Genomic DNA, 12,438 nt, shown 5'->3' with positions numbered 1-12,438 from the left:
TCACGCGAGATCCACCCCTCGGCATATCTTGCTTTCCGATATATGCTGCAAAGCATGACTCCAAGGACGATGACGGAGCCCGCGTTCCTCATCCTCACCGCGCTGGTCGACGAGCCGTGTCACGGCTACGGCATCGTGCGGGAGGTCGAGCGGCTGTCCGGCGGGCGGGTCCAGCTCAAGGTCGGCACACTCTACGGCGTGCTCGACCGGCTGGCGGGCGACGGGCTGGTGACCCTCGACCGCGAGGAGGTCCAGCAGGGGCGGCTGCGCCGCTACTACCGGCTCACCGACTCCGGTTCGCGGACGCTGGAGGCCGAGGCCGTCCGGCTCGCGGAGAACGCCAGGACCGCCGTCGACCGGCTCCGCGCCCGGCATGGCCGGACGGCCGCCGCCGGAGGCACCGCGTGAGGGCGGATGTGAAGTCCCGCGTGAGGGTGGGCGTGAGGTTCCACGTGATGGCGAGTGAGGGGACGAGCGGGAGGGCGGCGCGCCGATGAGCCTGCTGGAGGAGCGCTACCGCCACTGGCTGCGCCTGCTGCCCGCCTCCTACCGCGCCGAGCGAGAGGAGGAGATGGTCTCCGTGTTCCTGGAGGGCTCGCCGGGCGTCTCCGACGCCGACGGGCCCCGGCCTCGCTGGTCGGAGATCGCCAGCGTCGTCGCGCTGGCGGTCCGGGTCCGTCTCGGGGGAGCGGGGCACACGGCGCCGAGGTTCCTCGCGTGGGGGGAGACGGTCCGCCTCGCGGCCCTGCTGGGGGTGGGCCTGCAGGCGTTCCTCGGAGCCCTGGCCGTCACGAGCACCCTGCGCGCGTACGGGGTGATCGGCGAGGCCGCGCCCCTGCTCGCCCAGGCGGCCGGGCCCCCGGGATCGCCCGAGCGGCTCGCGGCCATCCTGGGAGGCCTCGCGGGCGCCCTCTGGTTCGCCCCGCTCGCGGCGCTCCTCGCCGGGCGTCCGCGCGCCGCCAGGGCGCTCGCGCTCCTCGCGCTCGTGCCGGAGTTGCCGGGCCTGGTCCAGGTGTTCCTGACCGCGTTCCCCGGCCCCGCGCCGGTCGGCCTGCTGCCGCCCCTGGTCACGGTGCTGGCCCTGTGGGCCGGTTTCCACCGGGACGCGCGGCCCGTGCGCCGGCCGCTGTGGCTCCTGCTGCCTCCCCTCGCCGCCGGTGCCGCTCTCGTCGCGCTGTACGAGGCGGTCGCCTCTCCCACGACCGCCGCCTGGATATGGCCGTGGCTGGACGATCCCGGCCTGGCGAGCGGGCTCATCCTGGGTGCGGGCGTCGCGTACGCCTGCGTGCACGTGTACGCGCCCGCGCGGCGCACCCCGTCGTGGCCGCTGGCCCTGGCGATCCTGGCGCTGCCGGTGCTGTGCGTCCGTCTGGCCGGGCTGAACCACGGCGCCGACCTCGCCGACGAGACGAGCCGGATCATCACGCTCGGCATGTTCGGCCAGGCGGCTCTGCTCCTGGCCTTCGCCGCCTGGAGCGCCGTCCTGGGGGTCAGGACACTCCCGGCCGCACCGGCCAGGAGCCGCGGGGGACCGGCCGGGGGGTGACCGAGTCGCCGGGGGCGGGCGAGCCGTCGCGGCGGGGCGTCCACCCGGCCCGGGGCGGGCGCCCCGGGCACGGCGAGGGTGCCCGGATCACCGCTCCCGGCGGGAGCGCCTGCGCAGGCCGTACGCCAGCCAGGTCAGGCCGCCGAGCAGGGCGGCGCCGAGGGAGTAGTAGCCGATCGGGGCGCCCTCGTCGGCGGGCCTGGCGGCCGCGGCCGGGTCCTGTGCGGAGACGGGGGCCGGGGCGGCGGGGGTCGCCGAGGCGGCGGGCCCGGTGGGCAGCGGGGCGGGCTCGGGGACCGGGTCGACCAGCTTTCCGACCGGGAGGACCTTGCCGCGGTTGGCGAAGCCCCAGTCGAGCAGGTCGGCGACCTCCTCCCAGAAGTAGCCGTCGTGACGCATGATCGACACGATGACGGTGTGACCGCCGCGCTTGGCCGCGCCGACGAAGCTGCCCAGGGCCTTGGACGTCCAGCCGTTCTTGACGCCGATCATGCCCTTGTAGCGCCAGAGCAGCTTGTTGTGGTTGCCGATCTCGTAGTAGCCCTTGGGAGCCGGGAATTTGTCAGTCTTCGTGCTGATATATCGCCGGAAATCGGCGTTGGCCAGGCCGGCGCGGGCGATCAGCGCCAGGTCGTAGGCCGAGCTGCTCTGGCCCGGCTTGTCCAGCCCGCTCGGGGTCTTGGCCACCGTGTCGAACGCCTGCAGGCGCTTGGCCTCGGCGTTCATGTCCGCCAGGGTCGTGGCCAGCCCGCCGTTGGCCTCGGCCAGCGCCATCGCGCAGTCGTTGCCCGAGACGAGCATCAGCGCCTTGAACAGGTCCTCGACGGTGTAGAGGGGCTTGGGAACCAGGCCGACCGCGCTGCCCTCCTCGTTCACGGCGCGCCTGCTCGGCGTGACCTTCCGGTCCTTGTCCAGCTTCGGGATCAGGGTGAGGGCGGTCAGCGCCTTCAGCGTGCTCGCGGGAAGGTAGCGCCCGTGGGCGTCCTTGGCGGCGAGCACCTCGCCGCTCTCGGCGTCGGCGATCACGTACGCCTTCGCGGCCGTCTTGGGAGGGGCCTTCACACCCGCGGGGACGACGAGGCCCCGCCCCCCGAGCCGGGTGCCGCCGACCGGCTCCCGCTCGCGGCGCGTGCGCGGGCCCGCCGCGGAACCGGCATCCGTGCGCGCGTCCGCCGAACCGGCGCCGGTGCGCGAATCCGGTATACCGGCCCCCGTGCCCGCGTCCAGCGGACCGGCGCCCGCGCGCAGGTCGAGCCCACCGTGCGCGGGCACGTTCGCGACCCGGGCCTGTGCGGGCGCGCCGAGAAGGGCGGTCGCCGCGAGCAGCACCCCGACGGGCGCGACATGTTTGATCCCCATGATGATCTCAGGGTAGCTTCGTACCGGTTCGCATGGAGTTACAGGTGCCCTGACCAGGTACGAACCACTCGGCGGAATACTGACATCATGCAAATAACGCGAAAGATGGCCGTTTTTCTGATCGGCCTTGCCGCTTTCATGATCTTCGAATGGATCACCCTTGGCTTCAATCTCGCGGACGGCCACCCGACGGCCTTCTACGTGGTCCACGGAATCCTGATCGCCGTCAACCTCGTGCTGGCGGCCGTGCTCGGCGTGATCGGCCTACGCTGTCTGGCGCAGCGTGGCCAGCGTCCTCCGGTGTAGCTCGGCGGCCTCCTCCGCGGAGTCGCCGATGCTGGTGAAGCCGAGCTTGCCGTACTTCGGGATCCCGCCCAGCATGTGCAGCACGTTCCCGGTACGGCGCTCGCGGTCGAAGCCGAGGCCCTCGTCGTGGACCAGCTTGACCACCTCCCCGGGAGTACGGCCCCGCAGGGCGGGCGCGGCGCAGTTGTCCGTCGCCACGTAGTACTTCGGCCGGCCCGCGTGCACGAGCGTGCCGGTCTCCGGGTCGTACGACGCGCCGGTGGTCAGGACCGCGGCGCCGAACGGGTGGGTGGTGCCGCCGATGCGCAGGTTGATCTCGCACATCAGCGTGCGGTAGCCGCCGTCGGTCTTGACGGCGAAGAAGTCGATGCCGAACAGCCCCACCACGCCGCGGCCCGCGAGGATCCTGGCGATCCGCTCCGCGTGCGCGCCCAGCTCGGCCCGGTACTCCTGCCGGGCGGGGAAGGTGCAGCCCTGGTAGACGTCGCCGTTGGGGCCGCCGAGGATCTGCTCGTGGGTGGCGACCACGTCGTACACGCCGCCGGGGGTGATCCGTGCCAGCGCGCTGGGGGAGTACAGGGGCCGGTCCTCGATGAACTCCTCGATCACCGCTCCCCGCTCGGCGACCTTCTCGGCGAACGTCGTCCAGTTCTCGCCGGACGCGGAGAAGCTCGTGGGGCAGGAGGCGAGCGGCCGGTCGTCCTTGGTCACGACGGCGTTGCCGAGTCCCGAGTAGCTGTTGTTGAGCTTGACCATCAGCTTGCCCGTGGGGCCCATCGCGCGGGCGGCGTGCTCCACCTCGATCAGCGAGCGCAGGTCGCCGAAGCCCCTGACCAGCGGCACCCCGGCCTCGTCGCCGACCGTGCGTCCGCCGCTCTTGGAACCCAGGTGGGCCAGGGAGGTGGCGGGGCCGTACACCGGCAGGGAGAGGATCCCGGCGAGGCGCTCCTCGTACTCGCTCACCACGAACGGCACCATCCAGGCGGCCCTGCCGTTGCCGCTGTCCCCGCCGTCCCCGGCGGTGGCGTCGCCCTCCCGGTGGCCGCCGAGGGCGGCGCGGATGCGCGCGATCGCGTCCGGGCGGCGCAGGAGCGCCTCGGTGAGCGGGTGCGTGTCGGGATCATCCAAACTGATCATTTGCAGGCGCGTACGGGCCTCGTCGGGATCGTCGAGGAAGCCCAGGTAGTAGTCCACGACCGCACTGTCCACCGGCGTCGAGGTGAGGTAGACGACCTCGACTTTCGGCTTCCTCAGGGTGAGGAGGAGAAACAGCAGACGCTCCTCGTAGCAGAGGGGGCCGGTGATCCTGCGCAGCTCATCCTGGGGAAGCGACAACGAGGGGAGGACCACCAGGGTGCCCTCGTCCGGTTCAAATATGCTCAAACGCGACTGCCTCTCCCCGAATGGGATGTTAGTGATCATGTGAGGAGTGAAACACGCATTCCTCCCGTTTGCATCACTCCGCCGGGTTCGATGACCGGCACCTGAGGTCACGTAAATTGCCAGGTCGGCGACGTTTGGAAATGGCCCGGCGGCTACCGTCTACCGGATCGTCCGCCCCCCTACCTAACCATCGTCTCATAGTCAATTTGGGCTATCTTTCCTGGTCCTCCCGGGTCGGAAGGTGTACGAGTGGGGCATGGGGTGACAAAACATTTGGCCTGGATGTCGGCGAGCTGCTCGGGGGGAGAGATAAAGTCGTTGTCATCGCCAACGCGACGGCTTCGCCGGGTCACCGGCCTGCCGTTTTCGCGTCGGCGACCGACCAGCCCGCGCTGATGCGGCCCGTGAGACCCCACTCCGGCCCGTCGGTGCGGCGATCGCTTTTTTTCGAGACTGCCTCATGGGTTTCGAGATCCTGGGCAGTGGCACGGTGCGTCGAGGATCCAGGCCCGCCGGCGCGGATGGGACGGTGAGCAATGCGGGGGCGTAATTTGCGGGGAGAACTCGACACGTTCCTCGCCGGTCGCGAGCAGGAACTGATCAATTTCCGTCGAGACCTGCACATGCATCCCGAGCTCGCGTTCGCCGAATACCGCACGACGCAGCGCGTCGCCGAGCGCCTGACCGCCGCGGGGCTGGTCCCCTCGGTGCTGCCGCGCGGCACCGGCCTGCTCTGTGACGTCGGCAGCGGCGACGGCCCGACCGTGGCGCTGCGGGCCGACATCGACGCGCTGCCCGTGCCGGACGAGAAGGACGTCTCCTACAGCTCGACGGTCCCCGGCGTGTGCCATGCCTGCGGCCATGACGTGCACACCGCGATCCTGCTCGGCACCTCGCTCTTCCTCGCCCAGCAGGCCGAGGCCGGTCTGCTGCCCGGCCGGGTCCGGCTGATCTTCCAGCCCGCCGAGGAGCTTCCCGGCGGCGCGCTGGAGGTGATGGCCTCGGGCGGCATCAGCGGTGTCGACCGCATCTTCGGCCTGCACTGCGACCCGCGGCTGGACGTCGGCAAGGTCGGCCTCAAGGCCGGTCCCATCACCTCGGCCTGCGACAGGGTCACGATCAGGGTGAGCGGTCCCGGCGGGCACACCGCCCGGCCGCACCTCACCGCCGACCTCGTCTTCGCGCTCGCCAAGATCCTCACCGAGCTGCCCGCCGCGCTCTCGCGCCGGATCGACCCCCGCTCCTCGCTCAGCCTGGTCTGGGGCCGGGTCGAGGCGGGCTCGGTGGCCAACGCCATCCCGGACGACGGCGTCGCCGAGGGCACCGTGCGCTGCCTGGACGAGGCGGCCTGGCACGCGGCCCCCGACATGATCAAGTCGCTCCTGGAGTCGGTCGCCGGCGCGTACGGCGTCGAGGCCGAGATGGAGTACGTGCGCGGCGTGCCGCCGGTGGTCAACGACAAGGTCAGCGTGCAGATGCTGGCCGAGGCCGCGGAGGGCGTGCTCGGCGAGGGCGCTCCGGTGCCGACGGAGCAGAGCCTGGGCGGCGAGGACTTCGGCTGGTACCTGGAGTCCATTCCCGGCGCCTTCGCCAGGCTCGGCACCCGCGAGCCGGGGTCGACGCACCTGGCCGACATCCACCAGGGCACCTTCGACGTGGACGAGACCGCCATCGGCGCCGGGGTGCGTTTCCTGGCGGCGACCGCGCTGACGGCCCTGTGGGAGGGGCAGCGTCCCCTCGCGGGCGAGCCGCTCATGGCCCTGAACGCCGACAACTAGTGAGTCCTGACATCTAGTCAGCCGAAAAGTCCGGACATATCCTGAGGAACCGGTCGATGATCCCCGAAGACGATCGTCGACCGCCGGACAGGAGTGCCAACGCCAGGCCGCGTCGGCCATCCAGGGCTACCGGCGGGTAGTCCCGCCCCGCCTCCTGGGTCACAAGGTGGCGTGAGCTGGATAACGGACCTGTTGCGGACTTGTGTGCTGGTTTGGTCAACCCTGATGGACCAACTATCTTCCGTGCAGGGTTGCCGTGCGTCTCTTCGCGCGTGCACTGAAACGCGAAGGGAGTCCATCTTGCTTCAGAACCGATTCGGCAAGCTGGCCGCGACCGCACTGGCGGGCAGCATGCTCATGGGAGCTGCCGCGTGTGGTGGAAGCGAGGAACCGGCCACGTCGGCTCAGCCGAGCGAGGCCGCCAGCAGTGCGGCGCCGGCCGCGACGGGACCGAAGGTCGGTCTCGCGTACGACATCGGCGGGCGTGGCGACCAGTCGTTCAACGACTCCGCGGCGGCGGGCATCGACAAGGCCAAGGCCGAGCTGGGCCTGGCCGAGGTCAGCGAGCTGGAGGCCGGTAACGGCGAGACCGAGGCGGCCAAGGAGGAGCGGCTGCGCCTGCTCGCCGACGGCGGCTTCAACCCGATCATCGCCGTGGGCTTCGCGTACTCCAACCCGGTCAAGAAGGTCGCGGCCGAGTTCCCCGACGTCAAGTTCGCGATCGTCGACGACGCGGCGGCCGCCGCCCCCAACATCTCGAACCTGCTGTTCGCCGAGCACGAGGGTTCCTTCCTGGTCGGCGCCGCCGCGGCGCTGAAGAGCAAGAAGAACCACGTGGGCTTCGTCGGCGGCGTCCAGGTGCCGCTGATCAACAAGTTCGAGGCCGGATTCGCCGCGGGCGCCAAGGCGGTCAAGTCCGACGTGAAGATCGAGGTCAAGTACCTCACCCAGCCGCCGGACTTCACCGGCTTCAGTGACCCGGCCAAGGGCAAGACCGCGGCCGAGGGCATGTTCGACGCGGGTGCCGACGTGGTCTACCAGGCCGCGGGCGGCTCCGGTGGCGGCGTGTTCGAGGCGGCCAAGGCCGCCAAGGGCCTGGCCATCGGCGTCGACTCCGACCAGGCGAAGACCGCCGCCCCCGAGCTGCAGAGCGTCATCGCGACCTCGATGCTCAAGAAGGTCGACGTCGCCGTCTTCGACTTCCTGAAGAGCTTCACCACCAACTCCGTGAAGTCGGGCAGCACGATCTACGACCTCAAGGCCAACGGCGTCGACTACTCCACCACCGGTGGCCAGGTCGACGACATCAAGGCCAAGCTCGACGAGTACAAGCAGAAGATCATCTCCGGCGAGATCACCGTTCCGGACAAGACCTCCTGACCTGGTACTAATGAGGGGCCCGGTGGACATTTCCCCCGGGCCCTTTGTCCTCTCTGACCACCACGTTCCGTATCGGGGCATCCGTACGGAGGAGGCCGTCATCAGCACCTCGGCACCGGCCGTCGAGCTCGAGGGAATCACCAAACGATTCCCCGGCGTCGTCGCCAACCGCGACATCTCCCTATCCGTACGGCAGGGGCACGTGCACGCCGTCGTCGGCGAGAACGGCGCGGGCAAGTCCACCCTCATGAAGATCCTGTACGGCATGCAGCGCCCGGACGAGGGACGGATCCGCGTCAACGGCCAGGACGTGAGCTTCCGCTCCCCCGGGGAGGCGATCGCCGTGGGCATCGGCATGGTCCACCAGCACTTCATGCTGGCCGACAACCTGACCGTGCTGGAGAACGTGATCCTCGGTAGCGAGCCCCGCAAGGGCGGGATCGCCCTCGACTTCGGCGCCGCGCGGAAGAGGATCCGGGAGATCTCCGAATCCTACGGCCTCGGCATCGACCCCGACGTCACCGTCGAGGACCTGGGCGTCGGGGCCCGCCAGCGGGTGGAGATCCTCAAGGTCCTCTACCGGGGCGCCCGGATCCTCATCCTGGACGAGCCGACCGCCGTGCTCGTGCCGCAGGAGGTCGACGAGCTCTTCGCCAACCTGCGAGAGCTGGTCCGCGAGGGACTGACGATCATCTTCATCTCGCACAAGCTGGACGAGGTGCTCTCGGTCGCCGACGCCATCACCGTCATCCGGCGCGGCACGACCGTGGCCAGCGTGGATCCCAAGGACGTGACCGCCAGGCAGCTGGCCGAGCTGATGGTCGGCAGCGAGCTGCCCAGCCCGGAGACCCGCGAGTCCACCGTCACCGACGTGGTGGCGCTGTCGGTGCGCGGCCTGAACGTCCACTCGGCCGAGGACCGCTGCGTCGTGGACGGCGTCACCTTCGACATCCGCAAGGGCGAGGTGCTCGGCATCGCCGGGGTCGAGGGCAACGGCCAGGCCGAGCTGGTCGAGGCCATCATGGGCATGCGCGCGGCCGAGGGCGAGATCCGCCTCGGCGAGCACGACATCTCCGCCTGGACGACGCTGCGCCGCCGCGAGGCCGGCATCGGCTACATCCCCGAGGACCGTCACCGGCATGGCCTGCTGCTGGAGGCCCCGCTCTGGGAGAACCGGATCCTCGGCCACCAGACCCGGCGGCCCAACGTCAAGGGCCCCTGGATCGACCGCGCGGGAGCGCGCGAGGACACCCGGCGCATCGTCGAGGAGTACGACGTGCGGACCCCGGGCATCGACGTGGACGCCTCGGCCCTGTCCGGCGGCAACCAGCAGAAACTGATCGTCGGCCGGGAGATGAGCGGGGAGCCGGTCTTCCTGATCGCGTCCCACCCGACGCGCGGCGTCGACGTGGGCGCCCAGGCCGCGATCTGGGACCACCTGCGCGCGGCGCGCGCCGCGGGCCTGGCGGTCCTGCTGATCTCGGCCGACCTGGACGAGCTCATCGGCCTGTCGGACACCCTGAAGGTGATCCTGCGCGGCCGGATCGTCGCCGAGGTGGATCCCAAGGACGTGACACCCGAGCAGCTCGGTTCGGCCATGACGGGTGCTGGAGAGGCGGCATGAACACCCACGTAGCGCACACACCCCCGGGGACGCGCGGCATGAACACCCTCGTAGTGCACACGCCCACCGGGACGCGCGGCATGAACACCCAGGTAGCGCACACGCCCACCGGGACGCGCGGATGAGCCGGGAAAAGTCCACCTTCGCCGACCGGCTGCTCGGACGGGTCTCGCCGGCGGGGCTGCTCTCGCTCGCCGCCCCGCTCGTCGCCATCGTGTTCGCGGCGCTGATCACTATGGTCATCCTGTCGATCACCGGCGCCCCGCCGCTCGACACGCTGGTCATCATGGGCGAGTACGGCATCCGGCCGCGCTCGATCGTGCTGACCCTGAACGCCGCGACGACCTACTACCTGTCCGCGCTCGCGGTGGCGATCGGGTTCAGGATGAACCTCTTCAACATCGGCGTCGACGGCCAGTACCGCCTGGCGGCGCTCACCGCCGCGGCCGTCGGCGGCGCGGTCACCCTGCCTGCCCCGCTGCACATCGCGCTGATCATCTTCGTCGCCGTGCTGGTCGGCGCGGGATGGGCGGCGATCGCCGGGCTGCTCAAGGTGCGGCGCGGGGTGAGCGAGGTCATCTCCACGATCATGCTGAACGCCATCGCCACCGCGCTCGGTGCCTGGCTGCTCAACAAGGAGCGCCTCGCCGTCGAGGTCGCGGGCAGCAACAACATCGGCACCAAGCCGATCGGCCCCTCCGGCCAGGTGCCAGGGCTGGAGGTCATCGCCGGCACCCAGACGAAGGTGTTCGGCCTGATCATCCTGTCGGTCGTGATGGGCGTCCTCTACCACGTGGTGATCAACCGGACCCGCTTCGGCTTCGACCTGCGCGCCACCGGCCGCTCGGAGTCGGCCGCGGTGGCCAGCGGCGTCAACGTCAAGCGGATGGTCCTCGTCTCGATGATCCTGTCCGGCGCGGTGGCGGGCCTGGTCGGCATGCCGCAGCTGCTCGGCGCCTCCTACAGCTACAGCCTGGACTTCCCCACCGGGCTCGGCTTCACCGGCATCGCGATCGCGCTGCTCGGCCGCAACCACCCGGTCGGCATCGCGTTCGGCGCCCTGCTGTGGGCCTTCCTCGACACCTCCGCGGGCATCCTGCAGATCCAGAAGATCTCCCCGGACATCGTCACCATCATGCAGGGAACGATCGTGCTCTCGGTGATCATCGCCTACGAGCTGGTCCACCGCTACCAGATCTCCGCCGAGCAGCGCCGGGTGAGCCGCCAGCTGGCGGGCACCACCCCGACCAGGGAAGGAACGCCGGCATGAGCCAGGGCGCCCTCACCACGCCGGAGGCTCCCTTCGTGGAGCCGAAGACCCCCGCCCGCAGGTTCAGGGTCACCTGGCGGGTCCTGCTGCTCGCCCTCGGCGCGCTCGTCCTGCTGCTCTCGTTCGCGCGGACCGTCACCGGCGCCGTCGACCTCACCTCAGCGGGCGCGATCAACGCCTCCGTCGCACTGGCCATCCCCATCGGCCTGGCCGGTCTGGGCGGCCTGTGGGCCGAGCGGGCCGGAGTGGTCAACATCGGCCTCGAAGGCATGATGATCCTGGGCACCTGGTGCGGCGCCTGGGGCGCCATCCAGTTCGGCAACCCGTGGGCGGGCGTCGTCGCGGGCGCGATCGGCGGGGCGCTGGGTGGCCTGCTGCACGCGATCGCCACCGTGACGTTCGGCGTCGACCACATCATCTCCGGTGTCGCGATCAACATCCTGGGCCTGGGCGTCACCCAGTTCCTGTCCAAGGTCACCTTCGCCGAGATGCCGGGCGGCGGCGACTCCCAGTCGCCCCCGGTGCCCAAACCCGGCGTGGTGAGCGTGCCGTGGATCGGGGACCCGCTCAGGACGCTGGAGGCCAAGCAGTGGTTCCTGCTGTCGGACGTCGCGGGCATCCTGCGCGGCCTGACCACGAACGTCTCGCTGCTGACGATCCTGGCGATCCTGCTCGTCCCGCTCTCGTACTACCTGCTGTGGCGTACGGCGTTCGGCCTGCGCCTGCGCTCCTGCGGGGAGAGCCCGGTGGCCGCGGAGTCGCTGGGCGTCAACGTCTACACCTACAAGTACATCGCGGTGCTCGTCTCCGGCGCCCTGGCGGGCCTGGGCGGCGCGTTCCTGGCGCAGGTGGCCTCCAGCGCCTACCGCGAGGGACAGACCGGCGGGCGCGGCTTCATCGGCCTCGCCGCCATGATCTTCGGTAACTGGCGGCCGGGAGGGCTGGCCGGGGGCGCCGTGCTGTTCGGCTACACCGACGCGCTCCAGCTGCGCAGGGGTGGCGAGTCGGTGCACGCACTGCTGCTCGTGGTGACGATCCTGCTCGCCGCGGTCGCCGTCTACCAGCTCGTACGGCAGAACCGGACACGGGCCGCGCTGATCACCGGGGTCGCGGCGGTCGCCGTGTTCGTGGTGTTCGCGCTGACCGACTCCATCCCCTCGGAGTTCACCTCCGTCACCCCGCACATCACCACGCTGCTGGTGCTGTCGCTGGCGGCGCAGCGGCTCCGCCCGCCGGCCGCCGACGGCGTGCCGTACCGCAGGGGACAGGGTAAGTGACCATCACGCGGCACCTCACGAGCGGATCTGATTCGATGGGTACCGAGACGGGCAATGAGACGGGCGCCGAAGCGGGTGCCGAGACGGGTAGTGAGATGAGCACCGGGACGGGCATCGGGACGGGCATCGACTGGGCGGCGCTGAAGGCCGAGGCCGTGCGGGCCATGGGCCACGCCTACGCCCCCTACTCCAAGTTCCCGGTCGGTGCCGCCGCGCTGGTGGACGACGGGCGGATCGTGTCCGGCTGCAACGTCGAGAACGCCTCCTACGGCATCGGGCTGTGCGCCGAGTGCGGGCTGGTGTCCTCGCTGCAGACCACCGGCGGCGGCCGTCTCGTCGCGTTCACCTGCGTCGACGGGCACGAGGAGCTCCTCATGCCGTGCGGCAGGTGCCGCCAGCTCCTGTACGAGTTCGGCGGCCCGGAGCTGCTGCTGGAGACCATCGACGGCCCGAAGCCGATGGCGGAGATCCTTCCCTACGCCTTCGGGCCCGACGACCTGAGCCGGGGGGCCTGA

The 12,438-nt window shown here is 70.7% G+C and carries 11 protein-coding genes; 9 read left to right on the top strand and 2 right to left on the bottom strand.

Features of this window, described 5'->3' with window-relative positions; translation table 11 throughout:
• The first annotated feature begins 54 nt into the window (after nt 1-54).
• Together ACTOQ2_RS33910 and ACTOQ2_RS33905 are read left to right on the top strand one after the other, a co-directional pair.
• Entirely contained in the window at nt 55-408 is a 354-nt protein-coding gene (locus ACTOQ2_RS33910) for a PadR family transcriptional regulator (protein ID WP_440104898.1), read from the top strand.
• Nucleotides 409-493: 85 nt separating this feature from the next.
• On the top strand, nt 494-1,546 hold the full coding sequence (locus ACTOQ2_RS33905; RefSeq protein ID WP_440104896.1) for a hypothetical protein: 1,053 nt from the start codon (nt 494-496) through the stop codon (nt 1,544-1,546).
• A gap of 87 nt (nt 1,547-1,633) precedes the next feature.
• On the opposite strand, the gene ACTOQ2_RS33900 is transcribed toward ACTOQ2_RS33905, so the two are convergent.
• Nucleotides 1,634-2,905, bottom strand: coding sequence for a D-alanyl-D-alanine carboxypeptidase family protein (locus ACTOQ2_RS33900; protein WP_440104895.1), 1,272 nt, complete (start codon nt 2,903-2,905; stop codon nt 1,634-1,636).
• A gap of 105 nt (nt 2,906-3,010) precedes the next feature.
• Here ACTOQ2_RS33900 and ACTOQ2_RS33895 point away from each other — a divergent pair, with 105 nt between their 5' ends.
• Nucleotides 3,011-3,211, top strand: a complete 201-nt coding sequence (locus tag ACTOQ2_RS33895) for an SCO4848 family membrane protein (RefSeq protein WP_440104894.1) — start codon at nt 3,011-3,013, stop codon at nt 3,209-3,211.
• Here the strand turns inward: ACTOQ2_RS33895 and ACTOQ2_RS33890 are convergent.
• The gene (locus ACTOQ2_RS33890; protein ID WP_440104893.1) at nt 3,170-4,594 is read right to left on the bottom strand and encodes a peptide ligase PGM1-related protein; all 1,425 of its coding nucleotides are present in this window, start codon (nt 4,592-4,594) and stop codon (nt 3,170-3,172) included. The two genes, ACTOQ2_RS33895 and ACTOQ2_RS33890, sit on opposite strands and share 42 nt — an antisense overlap.
• Before the next feature lie 536 nt (nt 4,595-5,130).
• Here ACTOQ2_RS33890 and ACTOQ2_RS33885 point away from each other — a divergent pair.
• The 6 genes from ACTOQ2_RS33885 (at nt 5,131) to ACTOQ2_RS33860 (ending at nt 12,438) form a co-directional block, all read left to right on the top strand.
• Nucleotides 5,131-6,372, top strand: a complete 1,242-nt coding sequence (locus tag ACTOQ2_RS33885; protein WP_440072577.1) for a M20 family metallopeptidase — start codon at nt 5,131-5,133, stop codon at nt 6,370-6,372.
• Nucleotides 6,373-6,672: 300 nt separating this feature from the next.
• Nucleotides 6,673-7,752, top strand: a complete 1,080-nt coding sequence (locus tag ACTOQ2_RS33880; protein WP_440104892.1) for a BMP family lipoprotein — start codon at nt 6,673-6,675, stop codon at nt 7,750-7,752.
• A 100-nt stretch (nt 7,753-7,852) separates the two neighbouring features.
• Nucleotides 7,853-9,376, top strand: coding sequence for an ABC transporter ATP-binding protein (locus ACTOQ2_RS33875; protein WP_440104914.1), 1,524 nt, complete (start codon nt 7,853-7,855; stop codon nt 9,374-9,376).
• A 121-nt stretch (nt 9,377-9,497) separates the two neighbouring features.
• On the top strand, nt 9,498-10,646 hold the full coding sequence (locus tag ACTOQ2_RS33870) for an ABC transporter permease (protein WP_440104891.1): 1,149 nt from the start codon (nt 9,498-9,500) through the stop codon (nt 10,644-10,646).
• Complete coding sequence (locus ACTOQ2_RS33865; protein ID WP_440072580.1) at nt 10,643-11,923, top strand: ABC transporter permease; 1,281 nt, start codon at nt 10,643-10,645, stop codon at nt 11,921-11,923. Before ACTOQ2_RS33870 ends, ACTOQ2_RS33865 begins: the two co-directional genes overlap by 4 nt.
• 95 nt (nt 11,924-12,018) lie before the next feature.
• Nucleotides 12,019-12,438 carry a cytidine deaminase gene (locus ACTOQ2_RS33860; RefSeq protein ID WP_440104913.1) on the top strand — a complete coding sequence of 140 codons (420 nt, stop codon included), beginning with the start codon at nt 12,019-12,021 and terminating at the stop codon, nt 12,436-12,438.

The sequence above is a fragment of the Streptosporangium sp. H16 genome (assembly GCF_051918855.1).
In the GTDB taxonomy this organism is placed as follows: Bacteria; Actinomycetota; Actinomycetes; order Streptosporangiales; family Streptosporangiaceae; genus Streptosporangium.
Note: the sequence above shows the minus strand (reverse complement) of the source record. Positions and strands in the feature narration are given on the sequence as shown.